The 22,028-nt window shown below is 71.8% G+C and carries 22 protein-coding genes and 1 pseudogene; 9 read left to right on the top strand and 14 right to left on the bottom strand.

All coding sequences use genetic code 11. The features are described 5' to 3' along the window. From AB0C02_RS29445 to AB0C02_RS29430, 4 genes and pseudogenes are all read right to left on the bottom strand, one after another. On the bottom strand, positions 1–749 hold a 749-nt coding region (locus AB0C02_RS29445; protein WP_357552388.1), incomplete at its 3' end, for a S8 family serine peptidase. 404 nt (positions 750–1,153) lie between these two features. Further along, entirely contained in the window at positions 1,154–1,531 is a 378-nt protein-coding gene (locus AB0C02_RS29440) for a hypothetical protein (RefSeq protein WP_357552387.1), read from the bottom strand. 149 nt (positions 1,532–1,680) lie between these two features. Then, a pseudogene (locus AB0C02_RS29435) lies at positions 1,681–1,817 on the bottom strand (transcriptional regulator); the annotation flags it as partial. A 36-nt stretch (positions 1,818–1,853) separates the two neighbouring features. Then, positions 1,854–2,387: a MarR family winged helix-turn-helix transcriptional regulator gene (locus AB0C02_RS29430; RefSeq protein WP_357552386.1), complete on the bottom strand. Its 534-nt coding sequence runs from the start codon at positions 2,385–2,387 to the stop codon at positions 1,854–1,856. A 90-nt stretch (positions 2,388–2,477) separates the two neighbouring features. On the opposite strand from AB0C02_RS29430, the gene AB0C02_RS29425 reads away from it, so the two are divergent. The 4 genes from AB0C02_RS29425 (at position 2,478) to AB0C02_RS29410 (ending at position 5,488) form a co-directional block, all read left to right on the top strand. After that, on the top strand, positions 2,478–3,053 hold the full coding sequence (locus AB0C02_RS29425) for an NADPH-dependent F420 reductase (protein WP_357552385.1): 576 nt from the start codon (positions 2,478–2,480) through the stop codon (positions 3,051–3,053). A gap of 99 nt (positions 3,054–3,152) precedes the next feature. After that, a complete protein-coding gene (locus tag AB0C02_RS29420; protein ID WP_357552384.1) occupies positions 3,153–4,046 on the top strand; it encodes a class III extradiol ring-cleavage dioxygenase in 894 nt (297 codons plus the stop codon). A gap of 73 nt (positions 4,047–4,119) precedes the next feature. Beyond that, the gene (locus tag AB0C02_RS29415) at positions 4,120–4,824 is read left to right on the top strand and encodes a DNA alkylation repair protein (RefSeq protein ID WP_357552383.1); all 705 of its coding nucleotides are present in this window, start codon (positions 4,120–4,122) and stop codon (positions 4,822–4,824) included. Positions 4,825–4,906: 82 nt separating this feature from the next. Then, positions 4,907–5,488: a hypothetical protein gene (locus tag AB0C02_RS29410; RefSeq protein WP_357552382.1), complete on the top strand. Its 582-nt coding sequence runs from the start codon at positions 4,907–4,909 to the stop codon at positions 5,486–5,488. A 117-nt stretch (positions 5,489–5,605) separates the two neighbouring features. Here AB0C02_RS29410 and AB0C02_RS29405 read toward each other — a convergent pair whose 3' ends face one another. Further along, entirely contained in the window at positions 5,606–6,001 is a 396-nt protein-coding gene (locus AB0C02_RS29405; RefSeq protein ID WP_357552381.1) for a hypothetical protein, read from the bottom strand. A 139-nt stretch (positions 6,002–6,140) separates the two neighbouring features. On the opposite strand from AB0C02_RS29405, the gene AB0C02_RS29400 reads away from it, so the two are divergent. Both AB0C02_RS29400 and AB0C02_RS29395 read left to right on the top strand, forming a co-directional pair. Next, positions 6,141–6,461 (top strand): helix-turn-helix transcriptional regulator, encoded by a 321-nt coding sequence (locus AB0C02_RS29400; RefSeq protein ID WP_357552380.1) that lies wholly within the window; start codon positions 6,141–6,143, stop codon positions 6,459–6,461. 29 nt (positions 6,462–6,490) lie between these two features. Continuing rightward, positions 6,491–7,558, top strand: a complete 1,068-nt coding sequence (locus AB0C02_RS29395) for a hypothetical protein (RefSeq protein WP_357552379.1) — start codon at positions 6,491–6,493, stop codon at positions 7,556–7,558. 52 nt (positions 7,559–7,610) lie between these two features. Here AB0C02_RS29395 and AB0C02_RS29390 read toward each other — a convergent pair whose 3' ends face one another. From AB0C02_RS29390 to AB0C02_RS29365, 6 genes are all read right to left on the bottom strand, one after another. Further along, positions 7,611–8,699: a hypothetical protein gene (locus AB0C02_RS29390; RefSeq protein ID WP_357552378.1), complete on the bottom strand. Its 1,089-nt coding sequence runs from the start codon at positions 8,697–8,699 to the stop codon at positions 7,611–7,613. Between the two features lie 255 nt (positions 8,700–8,954). After that, complete coding sequence (locus AB0C02_RS29385) at positions 8,955–9,695, bottom strand: hypothetical protein (RefSeq protein WP_357552377.1); 741 nt, start codon at positions 9,693–9,695, stop codon at positions 8,955–8,957. Positions 9,696–9,731: 36 nt separating this feature from the next. Continuing rightward, the gene (locus tag AB0C02_RS29380) at positions 9,732–10,235 is read right to left on the bottom strand and encodes a GNAT family N-acetyltransferase (protein WP_357552376.1); all 504 of its coding nucleotides are present in this window, start codon (positions 10,233–10,235) and stop codon (positions 9,732–9,734) included. A gap of 46 nt (positions 10,236–10,281) precedes the next feature. Then, positions 10,282–12,810 (bottom strand): FtsX-like permease family protein, encoded by a 2,529-nt coding sequence (locus AB0C02_RS29375; protein ID WP_357552375.1) that lies wholly within the window; start codon positions 12,808–12,810, stop codon positions 10,282–10,284. 1 nt (position 12,811) lies between these two features. After that, complete coding sequence (locus AB0C02_RS29370) at positions 12,812–13,597, bottom strand: ABC transporter ATP-binding protein (protein WP_357552374.1); 786 nt, start codon at positions 13,595–13,597, stop codon at positions 12,812–12,814. A 32-nt stretch (positions 13,598–13,629) separates the two neighbouring features. Beyond that, the gene (locus AB0C02_RS29365) at positions 13,630–13,761 is read right to left on the bottom strand and encodes a hypothetical protein (RefSeq protein ID WP_357552373.1); all 132 of its coding nucleotides are present in this window, start codon (positions 13,759–13,761) and stop codon (positions 13,630–13,632) included. Positions 13,762–13,887: 126 nt separating this feature from the next. Here AB0C02_RS29365 and AB0C02_RS29360 point away from each other — a divergent pair, with 126 nt between their 5' ends. Next, positions 13,888–14,145 carry a heavy-metal-associated domain-containing protein gene (locus AB0C02_RS29360; RefSeq protein ID WP_357552372.1) on the top strand — a complete coding sequence of 86 codons (258 nt, stop codon included), beginning with the start codon at positions 13,888–13,890 and terminating at the stop codon, positions 14,143–14,145. On the opposite strand, the gene AB0C02_RS29355 is transcribed toward AB0C02_RS29360, so the two are convergent. Beyond that, positions 14,142–14,324: a dihydrofolate reductase family protein gene (locus AB0C02_RS29355; protein ID WP_357552371.1), complete on the bottom strand. Its 183-nt coding sequence runs from the start codon at positions 14,322–14,324 to the stop codon at positions 14,142–14,144. The two genes, AB0C02_RS29360 and AB0C02_RS29355, sit on opposite strands and share 4 nt — an antisense overlap. Before the next feature lie 47 nt (positions 14,325–14,371). On the opposite strand from AB0C02_RS29355, the gene AB0C02_RS29350 reads away from it, so the two are divergent. After that, positions 14,372–15,268: an RNA polymerase subunit sigma-70 gene (locus AB0C02_RS29350; protein ID WP_357552370.1), complete on the top strand. Its 897-nt coding sequence runs from the start codon at positions 14,372–14,374 to the stop codon at positions 15,266–15,268. A gap of 33 nt (positions 15,269–15,301) precedes the next feature. Here AB0C02_RS29350 and AB0C02_RS29345 read toward each other — a convergent pair whose 3' ends face one another. Then, positions 15,302–18,382: a BTAD domain-containing putative transcriptional regulator gene (locus tag AB0C02_RS29345; protein ID WP_357552369.1), complete on the bottom strand. Its 3,081-nt coding sequence runs from the start codon at positions 18,380–18,382 to the stop codon at positions 15,302–15,304. A 370-nt stretch (positions 18,383–18,752) separates the two neighbouring features. Between AB0C02_RS29345 and AB0C02_RS29340 the strand changes: the two genes are divergently transcribed. Next, entirely contained in the window at positions 18,753–20,822 is a 2,070-nt protein-coding gene (locus AB0C02_RS29340; RefSeq protein ID WP_357552368.1) for a UvrD-helicase domain-containing protein, read from the top strand. A 128-nt stretch (positions 20,823–20,950) separates the two neighbouring features. On the opposite strand, the gene AB0C02_RS29335 is transcribed toward AB0C02_RS29340, so the two are convergent. Next, on the bottom strand, positions 20,951–22,021 hold the full coding sequence (locus tag AB0C02_RS29335) for an NAD(P)/FAD-dependent oxidoreductase (RefSeq protein WP_357552367.1): 1,071 nt from the start codon (positions 22,019–22,021) through the stop codon (positions 20,951–20,953). Positions 22,022–22,028 lie beyond the last annotated feature (7 nt).

The raw sequence follows: 22,028 nt of genomic DNA, 5'->3' as shown, positions 1-22,028 counted from the left end.
GTCGACGCGACGTGCGTGCCGTGGCCGACCAGGTCGCGGTCGTCCTCCACGCCCTCGGTGAAGTTCCGCCGCGCCGAGACCTTCCCGGCCAGATCGGGGTGCGTGGCGTCGATACCCGAGTCAAGCACCGCTACCCGCACTCCCGTGCCGTCGAAACCAGCCGACCAGGCAGTGGGCGCACCGATCAGCGGGACGCTCTGCTCCAACGCCGGCTCACGTACCGCGTCGAGCCAGATCTTGCCCGCGGTCAGCTTCGTGCGAGTCGTCTGCCAACGGGCGGCTAGCGACCCGGTGGGCGTCTCGGCGGCGAAACCCCGCACCGCCGGCAGCCGCCGCGCCACGGTCAGGCCCGGCGCGGCAGCCGCACCCGAGACGACCAGCGGCATCGACGACGGACGCGCGGCCCGCACCGCCAGCAACTCGGTCAGGTCGAACAGCCGCTGGTCGAGCCGGTCCGCCCGCAGCAACGGCACCGCGTCGGACGGGATGACGTACTGGTGTTTCCCGGTCCGGTAAGTGTGGAACGTGACGCCCTTACGCGGCACGATGCCGAGGCGGCCGTCGCCGGCGACGGTCACCCGGTCACCGGTGATCAGCGTTACCGTCTTGGACCCGCCGGTGGCCGCCACCGGCTTGACGGCCTGCGGTGCGGCCGCCGGCTTGGCGGCCGCGGTGCCGGGCGCGCCCGTCAGCAGCGCGACGACGATTCCCCCGGCCAGTACGGCTCTTGTGCTTCTGCTGGATCGCATATGCCTCCCCGTTCCTCGAACGTCCGTCATGGACTGTCGGATGCAGAGACGACCACTCGGGCAGATGCGTTGCGTGGAAGGACGAACAATTTGAGCAACCGTTGCGAGGACAATCGGCGCTGCGCGTTCCTGAAGCTTGCCTACAATGCCACCGTTTCACCTACGCCGCCTCGACCAGCGCGACCGGCACCGCCGAGTCGGCGTGGGGTGACTGTCGGAACAGAGCTACGCCGACGACCAGGCGGGCCGGCTCACCACGATTCGCGACACGGTCGGCGCGCTTGCGCCGAACCTCGGGCTCCTCAGCTCCATGCGGGCGCGACCGCAGAGCTGAGCCGGCTTTCGGTCATCGCTGGCGCCGCCAACGGTTGACGGCCTGACCCCGGCACCCCCAACATTCATGATCATGCGCTAGCGGCGATTCCGGGCCGATGCAGCCAGGGCGCGGCCCTGGGCGCCGCCGCGATCAGGGCGACCGCGAGCGCCGTAACCACCGCCTGCCCGATCCGGCCGGGTGTGATCCCCGGCGCGGTGTCCAGCATGTAGTTGGCATACCCGTTCGCTGCCGCGTCGCTGGCGAGCACGGCACAGCCGAGCAGCAGCCCTTCGATCCGGCGGAGCGCTAGCAACAGCGCCGCGAGCGGGTCGAATACGGTCAGCGAGGTGAAGTAAAGCATCAGCCAGATGGGGATGGACGGGCTTGGACCATCTGGCCGTACGCCGAGCAGGTCGCCCAGGTGGACGATCCCGCCGTACGCGAGGACGCAGACGGCGACGATCACGACAACCCGAACCTGCCGGGGAACGCCGGCCCACCGCCGGAGCAATGTCCGTTTCGCCGTGCCCACTGGCCCCCTCCCGTCGGGCAGCGGCCCGCCCGCGCCGCATCGATGCTAATGCGGCGTCGGGGGACGTTTGCCGCGCCGGCTCCGTCGCGCTGCCGATACGGGATCTTCCCGACCCAGTAGGCGGAGTAGTTGAGGGCTGCTCGTTCGCACGCGTCGCCGGGGTGTGCGCGGCTGATGAAGGCTCGCCGTGGTTTCAGGGGTCGCCCTGCTTCGCCAGCGATTCAGGATCAACCTGCCATGCCTTACCGAGATCACCTCACTGGGCGGTGCGCTGGCGAGCCGGCTCGGCAGCGTCGGCCGGCGGGGTGGGGCGCTGGTACGGGGCGGTCATCACACCGTCGGGGTCCAGCCGGTCGAGGATCGCGTCGGTGATGTCGGCCAGCTGCGCAACCTGCTCCGGCGAGAGCACCTCGAACACGTGGTGGCGGACGTTGGCGACGTGCCCGGGCGCGGCTGCCACCAGCTTCTGCCAGCCCGTCTCGGTGAGCCGGGCGTTGGTGGCTCGCCCGTCCTGTGGGCAGGGGAACCGCTCTACCAGGTCACGGTCCTCCATCCGTCGGACCGCGTGGGACAGCCGTGGCAAGGTGGCGTTGGTGCGGGCGGCGAGGGCGGTCATCCGCAGTGTGCGCTCGGGTGCCTCCGACAGCATCGCGAGCACCATGTACTCGAAGTGGGTCAGCTCGGCGTCACGGCGTAGCTGTGAGTCCAAGGCGCCGGGGAGCAGCTCTGCCACTGCGACCAGCCGCACCCACGTCGCCAACTGCTCGCTGGTCAACCACTGCATGCTCATCCTCACATCCTACCCGATTGGTTGACGGAGCAAGTAAATCTGCTACGGTGTTACTTGAAGTTTCAACTATCCGCTCCGGAAGGAATTCCCATGGCGCACATCTCGATCATCGGCACCGGCAGCATGGGTCAGGCCATCTCCAGCGTCGTCACCAAGGGCGGCAACACCGCTGAACTGCTCGGCAAGACCGACGCGGACAAGCCGGTCACCGGCGACATCGTCGTCCTCGCGGTCCCCTACCCGGCCGTCGACCAGGTGCTCGCCGAGCGTGGTGGGCAACTTGCGGGCAAGATCGTGGTCGACATCTCCAACCCGCTGAACTTCGAGACCTTCGACTCCCTGACCGTCCCCGCCGATAGCTCGGCCGCTACCGAGATCGCCGGCAAGCTGCCGAGGTCTCGGGTGCTCAAGGCGTTCAACACCACCTTCGCCGGCACGCTGGCCGCCGGCGCCGTCGGCCCGGTGACCACGACCGTCCTGGTCGCTGGCGACGACGCCGACGCCAAGGCCACTCTCATCGACGTGATCAGCGCGGCCGGTCTGAACGCCATCGACGCCGGCGCGCTCAAGCGGGCCCGGGAGATGGAGGCCCTCGGCTTCCTGCAGATCAGCCTTGCCGCGACCGAGAAGGTCTCCTGGACCGGCGGCTTCGGCGTCGTGGCCTGACCCGCCCGGACGCCATCTGGCCGCGTTGACACGCGGGCGCCGGCTTTCAAAACCGAGGCCGGGCCCGCGACGCCAGCACACATCTCTGGGGAGAAAACGATGACCAACCACGCCACCGCAGCCGCCGACGCGCTCATTCCCGCCCAGCACCCGTTCGCCGCGCACCTGCAGCGAGCCGCCACCCTTGAGAACGCTCAACGGCACCGGCCGTGGACGCCGGCCGACGGACCGCTGCCCGCGCTCTACCTCAGCCACGGCGCCCCGATGCTGTTCGAGATGACCGACTGGATGACCCAGCTGCACACCTGGGCCCGGGCCCTGCCCAAACCGCGGGCGATCCTGATCGTCTCGGCGCACTGGGAGTCCGCGCCGTTGAGCATTACCAGTACGCAGCCGGTCGATCTGGTCTACGACTTCGGCGGCTTCCACCCGATGTACTACCGGATGCGCTACGACACCCCACCCGCCGTGGCTCTCGCCCAGCAGGTCGTCGCGCTGATGCCCGACACGGAGAAAGTCCACGAGCACCGTAGCCGTGGCCTGGACCACGGCGCCTGGGTGCCGTTGAAGATCATGTACCCGGGCGCGGACATCCCGGTGTTGCAGCTGAGCATGCCCACCCATGACCCGGAGCGACTGATGGCGCTGGGCCGGCGGCTCAAGACGCTGCGGGAGTCCGGAGTGCTGGTGATCGGGTCGGGCTACATGACTCACGGTCTGCCGTTCCTCGACTGGCGGAACCCCGACAAGGTGCCCGGCTGGTCGGCTGACTTCGACCACTGGGCCGCCGAGGCGCTGGCTAGCGGCGACGTTGACGAGCTCGCCCGGTTCCGCTCCAGCGCCCCCGGCATGCCCTACGCCCACCCGACCGTCGAGCATTTCACCCCGCTGTTCGTTACCCTCGGTGCCGCCACCGACCCCACCGCGGCACCGACCACCACCATTGACGGCTTCGCGATCGGCCTGGCCAAACGGTCTCTGGAGGCCGCCTGACCCGGCCGCCTCGACCGCGCCGGCTTCAGGAGTACGACCCGGTGGCCTGGGTCGCGCGGTAGGTTGCACTGTCATGGCCACGACCGCGGACGTCCGTGATGAACTCGCCCGCCTCGCCGACCCGAGGCGGGCGGCGGAGGTGAGCCGGTTTCTGCAGATGGCCCCGGGCGGGTACGGCGAGGGTGACCGGGCCATCGGCGTCTCGGTGCCGGAGCAGCGCAGGGTGGCCGGCCGTTACTGGCGCGACCTGTCCCTGGCGGACACGGTGGTGCTGCTGACGAGCGGCGTGCACGAGGAGCGGCTGACGGCGCTGTTCATCCTGGTGCGCAAGTTCGCCAAGGGGGAGGAGCGGGGCCGGATCTTCGACATCGTTCTGGCCAACACCGACCGCATCAACAACTGGGACCTGGTGGATTCGTCCGCGCCGTACATCGTCGGTCCTTGGCTGATGGACAAGGACCGGAGCGTGCTGGATCGGTTGGCGGAGTCGAGTCTGGTGTGGGACCGACGGATCGCCGTCATGGCAACGTTCGCCTTCATCAAGGCCGACGACTTCGATTGGACCTTCCGGCTTGGGGAGCGGCTCCTGGGTGACCCGCACGACCTCGTCCACAAGGCGGTGGGCTGGATGTTGCGCGAGGTGGGCAAGCGTGACAGGGCTGCGGAGGAGGAGTTCCTGGCCAGCCGTTACCAGGTCATGCCACGGGTCATGCTGCGGTACTCGATCGAGAAGTTCGAACCGCAGCGACGTAGGGAGTATCTGTCCGGCTTGGTCTAGTCGAACGGCCGTCAGCCGCCGGTGCGGCCATGCCGGACATCCGGCGGGCATTCTGGTCAGAGGTCATGGTTAGCATCCGCCGGTGACGCTCAAGCTTGATGATCTGACGGGTTACGTCGAGCGCGACCTCGACGCCGACCTCGCACGGTGGTTCTCCGGCCGTTCTCTCATCACCGTTCCTGACCAGACCCGGCCGGTGGCGCCGATGCTCGATCGCCTGCCGCCGGCGGGCGCGACCGCGCTGGCGGCGCTCGACCGGCGGGTGCGGTCGGGGCGGATGCCTCAGTTCATGGACGTGTATGACTGGTCCTACGGGTTCGACTTCGCCGCGAACGACTGCGGGATTCTGGACGCCGACTACGAGACCGAACTGACCGACGACGATGTCTACGCGGTCGGCGCCGACGGTGGCGGCAACCTCCACGTGGTGCTTGCCGACGGGCAGGTCGGCCTCTGGTTCCACGAGGAGGAGGTCGTCGAGGGCGGCACGCGTTTCGACAATCTCGACGTCTTCGTCTGGTCCGTCGTGCGCTACCACGCCGTGCGGGCCGGTGCGCTTGAGCGGGCCGCGGTCGAGGCGGACTTCCTGTCGCTGGGCCAGGACGGCGCGCTAACGCCGAACCTCGGGCTTCTCCACTCCATGCGGGCGCGACCGCAGCGCTGAGCCGGAACATGCCGCTGAGGCATAAACATGCCTCAGCGGCACATCGCTTCAAGGTGAGGTTGCCTCTCGTCCGCGACACGCCGGTGTCGCCACCCACGCGGCGGTCGCAGCCTCCAGTCAGGCGCCGGTCCTGCTGCCCACCGCCGAGACGGCAGCGATCACGAACAGCATGATCGTCATCGACGTGGCGATCCAGGCCATCGCCGCCTTGCTGGGCTTGGTCGTCGGGTCCTTGACCCAGCGGTAGTAGTCACGAGTGATGTGGCGCCGCACCGGGGCGAGGATGGCCGGGAACGCGATCATGAGCGCCGCGTGCAGGAAGAGCGTTTCGGCCAGTCGGTGGCCCTGGATGAGCGCACGCCCGCCGACAGCGACGATGCCGATGACCGGCGTCATGAGCTGCATCTTGCGGTACTTCGGAATCTGGATGATCCACTGCATGGCGACGAGATTGAAAAGGGTGGTGCCCCCTGCGATGAGGATCCATGCGCTGGTGGGCAGTGACAGAAACATCCAGGGTCCTTCCGGGGTCCGCCCCGCGCTTGACGCGCGACCGGCGCCGTCGCCCGAGGGGTTGGGCCAGGGACAGCCAGGATAGGCCGGGGCGTTGACGATAGATTGATCAGCAATATATGTTGTGCCGGTGAGTGAGATGCGTGAGGCGACCTTCCTGATCCTGACTGCCTTGGCCGATGAGGCCCGCCACGGCTACGGGATCATCCAGGAGGTGGCCCAGATGTCAGGCGGTCGCGTCAAGCTGCTGCCGGGCACGCTCTACTCCGCCCTCGATCGACTGACCGCGCAGGGCCTGGTCGAGTTCGATCGGGAGGAAGTCGTCGATGGGCGCCTGCGCCGCTACTACCGGCTGTGCGCCGACGGCCGCACCGAGCTTGCGAGCCAGACCGCGCGGCTGCGCGAGCTCGCGTCCGCAGCCGAGTCCCGGTTGCGCAACCTGCGGCCAAACCTCGCCTGATCCGCGTCGCGTCGTCCCAAGGAGCTTCCATGCACCGGTGGCTGCTGCTGTCCTACCCGCGTGCCTACCGCCGTGAGCGGGGCGCCGAGATCCTCGAAACCTTGCAGGACATCGCGCCCCAACATCGCGGCCTGCGGGTCGGAGCGAATCTGGTACGCCACGGCCTCCGGGCCCGGCTGGGCCGGCCCGCCAGCCGCAGCGTCGTGGCGTGGGCAGCCGTCTTCGCCGTGGCCTGCGGGCTGTTCGCCGCGTCCTTCGGTATCTGGGTTGCCTGGCTCGGCTCCCGGCCGCTCGACCACCACGAACTCGCCGCAACCGTCGACCAGCTCTACCCCGGTGAGCCGGTCCGTGACATCGACCGCCAGGACCCGCCCGCCGTGTTCATCGTCTACGGCAGCCCGCTGAGCTGGCAATCGGTGCCCAGCCTGCTCTTCGGCGATGGCGGTGAATACGAGTTCGCCGGGATCGGCGCTTCCTTCACCCGCCTGCCCGCCGTCACCCGCCAGAAGACGCTGGCGCAGCTCCAGGAGCGGCTGCGTGCCGCCGGCTGGGACTTCGGCGAACCGATTTACTCCAACTCGTACGACTGCATTCCGAATGATCCGCGCTGCGATCCGACCTCGATACCTTCCGACATCACCGTGTACGCGCAGCGCGGCGACAACATCCTTGAGGTCCATATCAACTCTGACAGTACGACGCCGCTGATGAGCCTGGGCATGAGCCGGGCGACCCCCTGGGCCGCATACCCCGCCGGTGTCCTCGCGTTTCTGCTCGGCACGCTTGGTGGCTGGGTCCTGTTCGGCTGGGCCAGCCGGCGGGCCGAGCGCAGCCATGCGGTGGCGCAGGCGCTGGCGAAGTTCATGTTCGGCTTCGCGGTGGTGCTGTGGTGGGTGTCGATTCTGTTGTCCGTGCCGCATATGCTCACGCATCACCTGCAAGAGGCGCATTACCGCTGGCATCCGCTGTGGGAGTGGATCGGTCAGCCCGTGTTGTCCTTGCCGTTCCTGTTCGCTTGGGTCGTGCTGATCCTGGCTGGCGGCCTGATCCAGTTGCCGCGCCACAGGCCGGTGGATCGGAAAGTCATCAGCCCGTAGGCGAGACGGCGCCGGGTCCGAACCGGACCCGGCGCCGTACGCTGCCGATTGATCAGCTGGAGATGTACCGGACGTTGTTGTACAGGTCAGCCACCTGGTTGCCGTAGTACGGCGAGAACATGTACTGCGGCAGGACGTTGTACTTGAAGTCGTTGTGCCCGTTGAGGTAACCCCAGTTGCCGTCGAACGCCATCAGCCAGCCGCCGCCGGAGGAGCCGCCGGTCATGTAGTTGGTCATGTAGATGGTGCCGCCGCCGCCGTCGTAGGTGGAGCCGTTCTCCGCGGTGAGCACCTCGCCGTTGTACGGGGACGCGGCCGGGTAGCCGAAGGCGTAGTCGTACTGGCCGATGGCGAAGTTCCAGGCGATTCCCTGTCCGCCGAAGTAGTCGGTGATCCGCCAGCCGCTGGTGCGGGCCATGACCGCTGAGCCGACGTCGTTGGCGAAGTCGTTGTTGTTGTAGAAAAATGCGGTGGTCGTCCAGAGTTGGGCGGCGTACCAGTAGCCGTAGGGGGCCGAGCCGTTGTTGTAGTTAGGAACGAAGGTCCAGTTGGTTGCCCAGGCCTGATTGCCGGTGAGGCAGTGGCCCGCGGTCCACACCGAGGACTTGCCCTCGGTGTTCACGATGGTCGCCGAGCAGACGTAGTTGCCGCCGCCGAGGCTGAAGTAGACCTTGCCGGAGGTGCGGGCCGTCGGGTGGCCGACCGGGTAGTTGGGGTAGTAGGACTGCGTCGACATGTCCGACGGGGCGGCGGTGGAGCCGCTCGCCTTCGGCTCGGTGGCCGGCGCGGCCGGGGCCATGCTGCCGGACGGTCCCTGCGGGCGGGTGGCGTTCGTACCCTGGGTCCGGTTGCTGTCGCGTGCGGCGAGCGCCGCCTTGACGGTGGGGATTTCGGTGTCCGGCTTGGCCGCCTTCATCCGGGCCGGGGTCCAGTACGCTGCCAGGGCTTGCTGCCGGGCGTCGGGGCCGTTGCCCGTGGCGGTGCCGGCCGCCTCCGGGCTGAGCTGTGCGGTGCTTCCGATGACGGCGCTGTTCGGCGTGGTGAGGGTGGGCGGGGCGGCCGTGGCGGTGCCCGCCGTGGCCAGCGTCGCTGCGGTCATCACCGCGGCGGCGGCCAGGCCACGAAGCAGTCTCGTGGACATGTTGCCTGCCTTTCGGTTAGGGGAGGGGGAATCCAAATGGTGCCCACGAATTGACCCTGAGTCATCACTTCGTGGATCCATCAGGCAGATGAAGGGAAACGTAACCAAAGGGCTAATGCCATCCTTATGCATTGACACTTATGAATGGCAAAAACTGGTTTCATGGTTGTGTCGAAAGTGAACTCGCAAAAGCTGTATCCGGCAATTGCGCGAGCGCGTCTTCCCCCGCCCCAGGTGACCAACGTCCAAGGGCGATCAGCCAGGCGACGGGGCCTCCGACTCATGCATGCGCCAGGCGACCACAACCAGCCAGCTCATCCACGCCACGTCCAGGACGAAGGCCAGCACGATTGCGATCGTCTCCGCCTGTGAGAACCCCACGGAGCCGACCACCCAGCCCTGCGCCAGGTAGGCGAGGCCGGAAAGCCCCATCAGGTGGGCTATCGGCCGCGGGGTCCAGGCCGTCCACACGAGTGCCGCCGCGAACAGGAGCAGGGCAATGCCCAGGGCGAAGTTGTGGTAGCTCCGCACTCCCCACTCAAGCCAGCGGATCGCTTCGGCGCTCGCGAAACGCGCCGCCTTCTCGGCGTCCGGGGCGCCTGCCCAAGCGTTCACAGCCTGCTTGAGGGCGACCCCGTCCACCGCCTGGAGGGCGCCGTACAGCGCCAGGGCCGCGACCGCCGAAGCGGCACCGAATCGACCCGCCCATCTCGCCGCTTCAGTCTGCAGGTCCAGGGCGAAGAACAGGGCGAGCAGCCCCGCGAGGAAGATCGCCATGCCGGCGAACTGGCCGAGGTGCACGAGGGTCCAGATTCCGCTGCCGGCGTACCCGGCGAACACGGCGGGATGGTTGTTCGCGTCCCCGTCGGTGTGGAACTGGGTGACCAGGATGTAGAGGAGTTGCCCCACGAGCAGCAGCGCGGTGGACAGGCGCAGTGACGTACGACGCGACGGGGGTTTCGGGCGCGCGGGGGTGGCGGGAAGTGTGTTGGACACGGCGGGCCTCCAGGTGGTGTGCGGGAATGGACGGTGTCAGGGGACGAGGCGGTGGCCCGTCGCCGTCTCCGGTGGCAGCAGCGGCAGGTAGCTCTCCGGGCGCCAACCCGCGATCACCTTGGTGAACAGCCGCGCGTCGAGTCGCTGGTAGAACCGCTGCGCCCCCGCGTTGTCCGGCTTGACCTCCCAGCGGATGACGAGCCCGTCCTCGGCCGCGACGCGGGCGAGGGCGAGCATCAGCGTCCGCCCGACCCCGGCGTCCCGGGCGGACGCCCGGACCCAGAGGTCGTCCAGCGCGAGGATGTCGCGCCCGGACCACAGGTGTACGCGGCGCAGCGCCGAGACGTAGCCGAGTGGTTCTCCGGCCCGTTCGGCGAGCAGGACGGTGACGTCGTCCCGGCCGAGCAGGTTGCGCCAGCCGTCCAGGGTGATGGTGACGTGTTCGCTGTCGCCCTCGTGGGCGGCGATCTCCCGGACCAGGGTGTCCACGGTGTCGGCGTCGGCCGGAACGGCCGGGCGGATGGTAACGATTGCAGTCATGGTCTACTCCTTACAGGATGGGGCTGTCGGCGTCGAGGGTGACGGATCAGAGCGTGCCGATGGCGGCGAGGACGTCCAGCCGGGCGGCGCGGCGGGCGGGCAGCAGGCCGGCGAGCAGGCCGGCGGCGAGGGCGACGGCCAGCACCACCAGCAGCCGGCCGGTCGGCACGGCCAGCACGGTCGGGGCGTCCCGGCCCAGCGCGCGGACCGTGGCGGCGGCGAAGCCGACCCCCAGCACGATCCCCAGTACGCTGGCCAGCGCGGCGACCAGCACCGCCTCGGCCCGGATCATCCAGCCGAGCTGCCGGCGGGTCATGCCGACCGCGCGGAGCAGCCCGATCTCGGCGGTGCGCTCGGTGATCGACAGGGCGAGAGTGTTGGTGATGCCCAGCAGGGCGATCAGCACGGCCAGCATCAGCAGCACCGTCACCAGGCCGAGCACCTGGTCGATCATCTGGGTGCGGCTGGCGACCGCGGCGGCCTGGTCGCGCAGTTCGGCGGTCGGGGTGTCGGCCAGCGCCGCTCTGATCGCCCGCTCGGCGGCGGCCCGGTCGGTCCCGCCGTCGGTGCGGATCAGCACGCTCGCGTCCATCTCCTCGCTGTAGTTGCGGGCGAAGGTGTCCAGCGAGATGAGGTAGTCGGTGGACAGTGCCCGGGCGTCGCCGTTGCGCAGCAGACCGACGACGGTGAGGCGCTGGGTGCCGGTGCGGGAGAACGTCATCGGCAGCTCGTCGCCGACGGACAGGCCGCGGTCGCGGGCCACGTGCTCGGCCAGCACGATGCCTCCGCCGTTCAGCGCCGCCAGGTTGCCGGCGGTGAAGTGCAGGTTCGTCACCCGGGCCAGCGTCGCCGGGTCCACGCCGGTCAGCGCCTGGGTCATCGCCCCGTCGCGCCAGTGGCCGTAGCGCAGCCGGGACGCGACCGCGACCTCGGGCAGCCGGCTGACCTGCTCGTACACGACGGGGTTGAGGCCGCCGAGCATCTCGTTGCGGGCGCTCTCCACCATGTGGTCGGCGGTGATCACCTCCCTGTAGGACTGCCGGACGGAGCTGTTGACCGAGCTGCCGAGGACGGCCATGAAGCTGATCAGCGCGAGCCCGAGGGCCAGCGCCAGGGCGGTCGCCGCGGTCCGTCGTGGGGTGCGGGCCGCCGAGTCGGTGGCCAGTTGACCGGTCACGCCGGCGGCGGCCAGCGGCCGGCCGACGAGGCGTACCAGGGTGGGGGTGAGCGCCGGCCCGAGCAGCGCGAGGCCGCCGACGGCGCCCAGCGCGGCCAGGCCGAGCAGCGGAACCGGCGCGTCCGCGGCGAGCACCGCCACGGTGGCGGCCAGGCCCGTGGCGGCGGCCAGCGCGCCGGCGACCACCCGGACCCGTCCCGTACGGGCGGCGGCCGCCTCGCGCAGCGCCGCCACCGGCGCCACCGCGGCCGCGCGCCGGGCCGGTCCGACCGCCGAGCCGACCGTGACGAGGACGCCGATCGCGAAGGCCACCAGCACGGTACGGGCGGTCAGCACCAGCTCGCCCTCCGGCAGCGGTACGCCGAACGCGCTGGCCAGGTTTCGGATGCCGGTGGCGGCGGCGACGCCGAGGACGAGCCCGGCGGCCGAGGCGGTGAGCCCGACCAGCAGCGCCTCGCCCAGCACCGAGCGCAGCACCTGCCCGCCGGTCGCACCGGCGGCCCGGAGCAGGGCCAGTTCCCGGGTCCGCTGGGTGACGACGATGGCGAAGGTGTTGGCGATCAGGAACGCGCCGACCAGCAGGGCGGCGCCGGCCAGGGCGAGCAGCACCAGCTGCAGCCAGCTGATCTGATCCCGGGCGGCTGCCGCGCCGGCGGCAGCGATGTCCCGGCTCGCGGAGACCTCGTAGTCGGCGCCGACGGCGGCGGTGATCCGGTCGCGCAGCTGCTCGGGGGCGACGCCGGGCGCGGCGACGACCGCCACCTCGGAGACGCCCGCGCCGAGCCGGAGCAGGCGCTGCGCCGAGGGGAGGGTGACCAGGGCGACGGTGCTGTTCGGCAGGCCACCCCGGTCACCGAACCCGGCCAGCCCGACCACCCGGAGCCGGGCGTTCTCGGTCGCCCGGACGGTGACGGTGTCGCCGAGCCGAACGTGCTGACCGCGCGCGGTGTCCTCGTCGAGGACCACCTCGTCGTCGGCGGCCGGGGGTCGGCCGCGGCGAATGTTGAACGAGCCCATCGGCGCGGGCAGCCAGGACGCCAGCAGGGACGCGCCGCTCGGCACGACCGGCTTGCCGGCCACCTCGAGCAGGCCCTGGCCGCGTACCGCCGGGCGGGCGTCGGCCACCCCGGAGACCGCGGCGATCCGCGCCGACAGGTCGGCCGGGAGCGGGTCGCGGGTGACCTCGACGCCCATCGCGGAGTCGAAGGCGACCGCGTCCCGCACGGTCAGGTCGACGCCGGCGGTCGCGGTGCGGAACTGATCGTCGAGCAGGCGGGTGGAGGTGTCGGTGAGGACCAGGCCGCCGGTGGCGAAGGTGACGCCGAGGACGACCGCGAGCAGGGTCAGCGCCAGCCGGGCCCGCCGGGCCAGGGTGCTACGCAGGGTCAGCCGCCACATGTCAGTTCGCTCCGGTGGTGACGGGCGCGGCCAGGCGCGCCATGCGGGACAGGATGGCCGGCGCGGTCGGGGCGTCGAGTTCGCCGTCGATCCGGCCGTCGGCGAGGAACACCACCCGGTCGGCGTACGCGGCGGCGTGCGGGTCGTGGGTGACCATCACGATGGTCTGCCCGAACTCGTCGACGGCCTGGCGCAGGAAGCCGAGCAGCGCCTCGGCCGCCTGCGAGTCGAGGTTCCCGGTCGGCTCGTCGGCGAAGACGATCTCCGGTTGGGTGATCAGGGCGCGGGCCACGGCGACCCGCTGCTGCTGGCCGCCGGAGAGTTCCGTCGGTCGGTGCCGTAGTCGTTCGGCCAGGCCGAGGGTGGCGATCAACCGGTCCAGCCGCTCGGGGTCGGGACGGCAACCGGCCAGGGTGAGCGGCAGGAGGATGTTCTCCCGCGCGGTCAGGGTCGGCACCAGGTTGAAGCTCTGGAAGACGAAGCCGATCCGGTCCCGCCGCAGCAGGGTGCGCTGCCGCTCGGTCAGCTGGCCGAGGTCGGTGTCGCCGAGCAGGATCTGCCCGGCGTCGATGGTGTCCAGGCCGGCCAGCGCGTGCATGAGGGTGGACTTGCCGGAACCGGACGGACCCATGATCGCGGTGAACCGGCCGGCCGGGAGGGACACCGTGGCGCCGGCCAGGGCACGGACGGTGGCATCGCCGCGGCCGTAGGTGCGTACGACGTCCCGGGCCTGCACGGCGGCGGCGGTCGAGGTGGGGCGGGTCTGATTCACAGTGCTCGTGGGCATCGGGGGTCTCCTGTGGGGTCGGGGCGGGTGGCTCAGCGGGTGGCCCGGTGGCGCGGTGTGTGGCGCGCGGCGGGGACGGTGGCGGTGGGCCGCTCCCGGCGCAGCCGGCGGGCCAGCTCGGCGCGCTCCAGGCGGAACAGCTCGGCGGTGAGCAGGTGGTTCACGGCGACTCCTCGGTCGGTGCTGATCGGTGACACGAGGAGAGTGTCCGGGCGTGCTGTCCGGACACTGGCTGTCGGCCGGTGCGGCGCGGACAGCGAATGGACAGCGGCGGGAACGAGGCTGGCGGCATGGTGGAGCGGAACGACCCGACGGTGGCTGCCGCGGCATCGACGCGGGTGGTGACGGTGGTCCTGCCGCCCGGGATCTGCCGGCGCTGCGTACGCGCGGTCAGCCGGCGGGTGAGTGACCTGCCCGGGGTGGTGTCGCTGGAGTTCGACGCCGACGTGGGCGTGCTGCGGGTGGGCGGGGAGGTGGATCCGGCCGCGCTGCGCCGGGCCGGCCTGGTCGTCTGTCCGGCCGGCCCGGCGTGCCGCCGCTGCGGCTAACCGCGTGCCACCCGGTACGTCACGTGGGTGGCTTCCGGGGTGTTCACGGTGTCCAGGTGTGCCAGCTCCGGGCCGGCACCGTCGAACAGGGCGGTGCCGGACCCCAGCAGGATCGGGGCGATGTGCAGCCGCAGATGGTCGACCAAGCCGGCCCAGACGCGGTCCGGCCGGAAACTCACCGATGATCCGGCCGTCATTTTTCGCCGGTACCGGTATGAACGTTGCTGTGGACGCCACGAGGTTCGCGGACCTGACCCGCCAGCACCACCGCGAACTGTGCATCCACTGCTACCGGATGCTCGGGTCGTTCGACGCGGCCGAGGATCACGTGCAGGAGGTGTTCCTGCGGGCCTGGCGGTCCAGGGACGCGTTCGAGGAGCGGTCCAGCGCCCGGACCTGGCTGTACCGCATCGCCACGAACGCCTGCCTGGACACGTTGCGGCGGACGCCCCCGCCAGTGCAGCCGTACCCGGACCAGCTGCTCGACGAGCGCCCCGGCCCCGACGCGGTGGCCATCGGCCGCGAGACGATCTCCCTGGCCTTCCTCGCCGCGATCCAGCTGCTGCCGCCCCGCCAGCGCGCCGTGCTCATCCTGCGCGACGTGCTGGTCTGGTCGGCGAACGAGACAGCCGCCCTGCTCGACACCACCACGCCCGCGGTGAACAGCGCCCTGCAGCGGGCCCGCGCGACGTTGCGCGAGCGGTGGCCGGGCGGGCGCCTGGAATGGTCGTCCGCCGGCGTCCCCGACCCGGCGCAGCGCGAGTTGCTGCGGCGGTACATCGCCGCGCACGAACGGGCCGACCCGCAGGCCCTGGTCGACCTGCTCCGGGAGGACATCCGATTGACCATCGAGCCGGACGTCGGGGAGTGGACCGGCAAGGCCACCGTCGCCGAGGCGCTGCATCGGGACATGAACACCCCCGGGCAGTGGCGGATGCTGCCGACCGCCGCGAACCGCCAGCCGGCGGTCGCCGCCTACGTCCGTGCCAGCGGCGAAACCGTATTCCGCCCGTTCGCGCTGATCGTGCTGCGGATCGAGGCGGGCCTCATCGCCGCGCTGGATGTCTTCGAGGCACCCGGCCTGTTCACCGCGTTCGGCCTCCCGGCAAGCCTGGACCCCTAACGGCCGGCCGCCGCGAGGCCCGCGCCTGGACTGCTAGCGGTCGGACGCCGCCAGGGCCGCCGCCGCCTGCCGGGCCGCGTCGGCCTCCTGCCCCCGCCCGGCGGCGGCCGCCGCCTCGGCCGTCAGCAACCAGAGCCGCCGCCGGGCCCACGGGAACTCCCGCTCCTCCAGCAGCTCCACCGCCCGGCGGCACTCGTCCGCCGCGGTGACCGCGTCGCCGTCGGCGTACGCGATCCGGGCCCGCCCCCAGGCCGCCCAGGCCTGACAGCGCGGGTTGCCGCTGCGGCGGGCGGTGTCGGCCGCCTCGGCGAGCATCGCCGGCACGCCGCCCACCTCACCCCGGTCCAGCCGGGTGTGCGCGAGCTGCACGAGGGTGAAGGCCAGCGCGTGCGGGGAGGGATTGCGCCGGGTCTCGGCCGCCGCCTCCTCAAGGGTGGCGATCGCCTCGTCGGGGCGGCCCGCCTCCCGCAACGCGACGCCGAGGTGCGCCAGGATCCCGGCCGGCAGCAGACGGTCGCCGGCCTTCCGGGTCCATTCGAGGCTGCGGGCCCACTGCTCGGCGGACCGCTCGAAGGCGCCGGTCCGCAGATCCAGCAGCGCTTCCACGTAGTGGATCGTCCCGTGCCACCAGGGGTCGTCGGTGTCGCCCCGCTCCCGGCGGGCCTGGGCGATCATCGCCCGGTACGCGTCCGCGTCGCCGTCGTACTGGCCCTCCCAGGCGACCACGAGCCGCGACGTCGCGGCGTTGACGTTGTCGCCGAGGCGCTCGAACTCGGCCAGACTCTCCCGCGCGGCGGCCCGCGTCTGCGCGGTGGGGTAGTAGACGCCGAGCAGGCCGATCCGTTGCAAAGCCGCGGCCCGGGCGGCCGGGGCGGCGTCGCCGGCGGCGAGCAGCGCGGTCAGCGCCCGCATCCCCTCGTGCCGGGGGCCGTAGTTCCAGAACAGGAAGAGGGCGTCGGCGAGCCGCAGGCCGGCGTCGACCGCGTCGCCGCGCTCCAGGCAGCGGTCGACGACCGCACGGAAATTGTCGTGCTCCTCCGTCACCCGCGCCCAGGCGTCGGCGTCGGAGCGCACGTGCGGGCCGTACCGCTCGGCCAGCTCGGTGAAGTACGTCAGGTGCCGGTCCCGGGCCGCCTCGGTCTCGCCGGCCTCGGCGAGCCGGGCGGCGGCGTACTCCCGGATGGTGACCAGCAGCCGGAATCGCCCGGTGGCCGGGTCCGGCACCACGAGGGAACGGTCGACCAGCCGGAAGAGCAGGTCGAGGACCTCGTCGCCGGCCAGGCCGTCGAACGCGCAGACCTGCTCGGCGGCGGCCAGGTCCCAGCCGCCGCGGAACACCGCCAGCCGGCGCAGCAGCCGCCGCTCGGCCTCTGACAGCAGGTCGTGACTCCAGTCGAGGGTGGCCCGCAGCGTGCGGTGCCGGGCCTCGCTGGTCCGCGCCCCGGCCGTGAGCAGCGCGAACCGGTCGTGCAGCCGGGCCGCGATCTCCGCCGGCGGCAGCGCCTTCACCCGCGCGGCGGCCAGCTCGATTGCCAGCGGCATGCCGTCGAGCTGCCGGCAGATGTCCGCCACCACCGGCGCGGTCGCCGCGTCGAGGGCGAACCCGGGGCGCACCGCCCGCGCGCGATCGACGAAGAGGGCCACCGCCGGGCTGTCGCCGAGCCGCGCGAGATCCACCGGCCCATCGGGTACGCCCAGCGGCGCCACCGCGAGCTGGGTCTCCCCGGGTACCGCGAGGGCTTCCCGGCTGGTGGTCAGCACGGTCAGCGCGGGGCAGGCCGCGACGAGCCGCTCGACCAGTTCCGCCGCCTCGTCGATGACGTGCTCGCAGTTGTCGACGACCAGCAGCGTCCGGTCGGCGCCGAGCCAGGCGACCAGCGCGGCGGCCGCGGCCGGCCCGGGGCCGCCGGTGGTCACGCCGAGCTGGTCGGCGACCGCCTCGGGAAGGTCGGCCCCGCTGGGCAGCGCGGCCAGGCGGACCAGGTGCACCCGGTCGGCCAGGACGTCGTCGGTGTGGCGCACCGCCTCCAGGGCGAGGGTGGTCTTGCCGACGCCGCCCGGCCCGGTCAGCGTCACCACCCGCGCCTCGCGCAGCCGGTGCAGCACGCGGTGCACGTCGTCCTGGCGGCCGATGACGGAGGAGAGCCGGCGCGGCAGGCCGGCCCGCTCGGCCGCAACCGTGGTGGCCTGCGATGGGGCGGGCCGGTCGGCCGGATGGGCGAGGGGCGCAACGGCCGGCACCGTCGGCGCGGAGGCCGGGGCGACCGGCGGAGCCGTCGGCGCGGAGGCCGGGCTGGCCGGCGTCGCCGTCGCCGTTGGCTGGGCCGGCTTCGGGGCGGGCACCTGGTGCCGCAGGATGGCCTCGGCGAGCGCCTGGAGCTCCGGTGCCGGGTCGATGCCCAGCTCGTCGGCGAGACGGTGGCGCAGCGCGTGGTAGGCGGTGATCGCGTCCGCCTGCCGCCCGGCCCGGTAGAGCGCCAGCATCAGCAACCGGTGCAGCCGCTCACGCAGCGGGTGGGCGACGACCAGGTGCTCCAGGTCGGCGACCGCCTCGGCCTGCCGGCCCGCCTCCAGCAGCAGCTCCAGCCGGTCCTCCACCGCGCCGAGGCGCAGCTCCTCCAGCCGGGCCGCCTCGGCCAGCGCCCACGCGGCCTCGCCGACGTCGGCCAGGGCCGGGCCGCGCCACAGCCCAAGTGCCTCGTCGAAGCAGGCCAGCGCCGCGGCCGGGCCATCCCCGGTGGTCGCGCCGCGCGCCCGGTCCAGCAACCGTTCGAAGCGGTACGCGTCCACCGTGTCGGGGGCGACGGCAAGCTGGTAGCCGGGGGCGCGGGTGACCAGCAGGTCGCCGCCCGCCCCGGCGGCGACCAGGGCCCGGCGCAGCTTGGACACCCGCAGCTGCAGCGCGTTCGTGGCGTCCGCCGGGGGCTGGTCGCCCCAGAGCGCGTCGGTGAGCGCGTCCGCGGAGACCACCCGCCCCGCGGCGAGGACCAGCCGGGCCAGCAGCGCGCGGACCGCCGGGGCGAGCGGCGTGGCGGGCCGGCCGGCCACCTGCAGCTCGACGGTGCCGAGCACACCGAAGCTCACCGTGGTGGTGGGCCCGCTGTCCCGGCTCATCGCACTCCCGTCCGCTGCGGCACCGGCTCTGGGGGCCCGCTCCGATCGCCGGGTCGCTGCCCGGGCGGGCCCATGGTACGTCGCGATCAACCGCGGCCGACCCCGCCGAAAGGCGGAACGCCCGCCTCCCGGATGCGGCCCCCGCGCGCGAACGTCGCGCCTGCGCCGCCCCTTCACTCGAGAACGCGGGCATGCCACCGCCGACCCAAGCGAGAGGGGTTTGAGAGGGGCGGGGCTGTTCGTCCTCCGCCATTTCCATCATATCAACCGGTCAAGCCGGCCAAATCGCCCCGGATGCTGATTTTTGTGCCCCGGTCGGCCCGTAGTCTCGACAAGCCCGCGAAGAGCCGTGCCCGGCAGGGGGAGCCGCGTGTCCGACACAGAAAACCAGATCGCCATCGAGCAGCAGGTGGTCGACAAGGTCTACGAGCGTCTGGAGGTCATGCGCGCGCAAGCAAGGGACTTGAAGGAAGAGGGGCGTAACCGGGCCGCGTCCGGCCCGCTCACCGGTCTGGTCGAGCGCGACGCCATGGTGTTGCGCGCCGCCGCCAGGCTGTCCGATCTAGACAGGCAGGAGGAGGGCGTCGTCTTCGGTAGGTTGGACTTCGACGATGGCGACACCTACCGCGTCGGCCGTCTCGGTGTGCGGAGCGAGGACCGGGAGCCACTGGTGGTGGACTGGCGTGCGCCCGCCGCCGCGCCGTTCTACCGGGCCACCCCCGGCGAGCCGCTCGGCGTGGATCGTCGACGCGTCATCAGCTGCGCCGGCCCCAAGGTGGTCGGACTCGATGACGAGGTCCTGTCCGATAAGGACGTCGACGGCGTGGTCGGTGAGGGCGCCCTGCTTAGAACGTTGACCAGGCAACGCGGCGAGCACATGCGCGACATCGTGACGACGATCCAGCGCGAGCAGGACGAGGCGATCCGCGCACCAGCCCACGGCGTCACCCTGATCACCGGCGGCCCCGGCACCGGCAAGACGCAGGTGGCCCTGCACCGAGCGGCCTACCTGCTCTACACCGATCGCGGTAAGTTCTCCGACGGCCGCGTGCTGGTGGTCGGCCCGTCGACGGTGTTCACCGAATACATCGGCCGGGTGCTGCCCGGACTCGGCGAGGACAGCGTCCACCTGCGGGCGATCGGCGAGCTGTTCGAGGGCGTCACCGCCACGCGTCGCGACTGCGCCGATGTGGCCCGCACCAAGGGCGATCTGCGCATGGTGCAGGCGCTCACCGAGCTGGCCTGGGACACCCCACCGAACGCGCCGTGCCACCTGCGCATGCTCAAGGCCGACCACCTGACGAAGGCCCGCCTCGAAATCAGGAAGCGCTGCGAAGCACTCGGGATCAAGCCCAACGGCGGCCGCGCCGTCGCGGCGAAGGTGCTGTCCGAGATGCTGGGCGGCAAGGAGGTCCCGGACGCCTTCCTCAACGCGTGGTGGCCGCCGCTGACCCCGCAGGACGTCCTCCCCGCGCAGAACGGGGAGTGGACGGTGGACGACGTCCCGCTGCTCGACGAGCTTGCCGAGATCCTCGGCAAGCCGGAAAAGCCGGAGACAGCGGTGCCCCAGTGGAAGCTGCGTGAGCTGAGCAGCGGCGCCCGCCTGGCCGAGACCTTCGTGATCAGCTGGAGCCTCAACGACGGTTGGCAACTGTTCGCGCCCGGCCTGTCCACCCCGATCGCGCTGTCCGGACAGTCCATCGACCACAACGACCACTGGACCGCGCAGCGCTGGGCGGCCGCGATCATCCTGCGCGAGGGCCACAAGGTGACCGGCTGGGACGACGGCTTCGACCCGTACGGCGAGGAAGGCTACGCCCCGGTGCTGGCCGAGCCGCTGCCAGTCGCCGCGGCCGAGGAGCCCGTCGAGGACGTATACCTGCACGTCATCCTGGACGAGGCGCAGGACCTGTCGCCAATGGAATGCCGAATGATCGCCCGCCGTGCCGCCCACGCCTCGATGACCATCGTCGGCGACCTCGGTCAGGCTACCCATCCGCTGGCCGTCGAATCCTGGCCCGAGCTGGTGCAACGGCTGGGCAAGCGCGAGGTCAGGATGCTCGACCTGCCCACCGGATACCGCGTGCCGCAGGTCATCGCCGACTTCGCCGCCCGGGCACTGGCACCGGGGATCGAGCCCACCCGCTCCTTCCGACCCGGCGGCACCCTGGAGATCCGGCAGGTGGACGACCTCGCCGCAGCGGTCGGTCGGGAGCACGGCGCGGTCATCGCCCCCGACCACCTCGCCGCGTTGTTGAACGCGATCCCGGTCAGTCAGGTCAAGGGCCTGGAGTACGACCGGGTGGTGCTGGTGGAGCCCGGCGACATCGTCGCCGCCGAGCCCTGCGGCATGAACCGGCTCTACGTCGCCCTGACCCGGGCCGTCGCGGAGCTGGTCATCCTGCACACCAAGCCACTGCCGGCCAACCTCGCGCAATGAACAGCGGCAGCGTGTCGGTGCCTTTGCGGCACGATCCGCGCGCATCGATGGCCGAAGGCCAGTGCCGCCGGTGCCCCAAGCGACCGTGACGCGAGGCCGGCCGGGAGCGGGGGTTCCGCGAGGCCGGCTCAGGTCGTGGCCAGTCGCGCCGGCCGAGTCGGTGCCGCCACCCGCCGCTCCTCGGCCAGCCGGGCGGCCAGCACCTCGGCGTCCCGGCCGACCCAGCCCAGCACCGCCGAGCCGCGGGTGCGCTGCCAGGGCAGGCCGAGGAAGTACAGCCCCGGCCACTGCGTCACACCCTGCCGCTGCACCGGCGCGCCGGCCGAGTCGGTCACCGGCACCTCCAGCCAGGGGTAGCGGGGGCGGAAACCGGTCGCCCACACCACCGCGTCCACCCGCCGCCGCTCGCCGTCGGCCAGCAGCAGAGTGTCCCCCTCGGCGTCCACCACCCGGCCGACCCGGCGCAGCAGCCCGGCCACGTCGGTGCCGATGATCGGGTTCTGGGCGGCGATCCGGCGGCCCAGGCGGCTCTCGGCGCTCAGGCCCATGGTGCCCAGCCGGGAGAACCACCAGAAGATGTCCCGGCCCAGCCAGCGCTGCGGGAGCACTGGGCCGAGGGTCGGTGCGGCCAGCACCACCCGCCGGCCGTTGTCGGCCAGCTCGGCGGCGATCTGCACCCCCGTGTTGCCGCCGCCGACCACCGCCACGACCGGCCCGGGCAGCTGCTCCGGATTGCGGTACGCGCTGCTGTGCAGCTGGGCGAGACCTGGGGCGAGCCGGCCGGCCACCGGCGGCATCCAGGGCGTGTGGAACGCCCCGGCCGCCACCACCACGCGTTGTGCGTGCAGCGTCCCGGTCGACGTGTCGACGGTGAAGCCACCCGCCGTGCCGGGGCGGACCGAGGTGACCCGGCAGCCGTGCCGGACCGGCAGGTGGAAATGAGCGGCGTACGTGGCGAGGTAGTCGGCCACCTCGTCCTTGCCGGGGTACCCGTCCGGGTCGCCGGGGAACGGCAGGCCCGGCAGGGCGGAGAACCGGCGCGGGGTGAACAGGGTCAGCGAGTCCCAGCGCTGCCGCCAGGCGTCGCCCACCCGGTCGTGTGCGTCGAGGATCGCGAACGGTTCGCAGACGCGGCGCAGGTAGCGGCCGAGCGTCAGCCCGGCCTGGCCGCCCCCGACGATCACGGTGTCCAGTTCCATCGGTCCG

Origin of the sequence: Micromonospora sp. NPDC048999 (assembly GCF_040649295.1) — a bacterium.
Classification (GTDB): Bacteria; Actinomycetota; Actinomycetes; order Mycobacteriales; family Micromonosporaceae; genus Micromonospora.
Note: the sequence above shows the minus strand (reverse complement) of the source record. Positions and strands in the feature narration are given on the sequence as shown.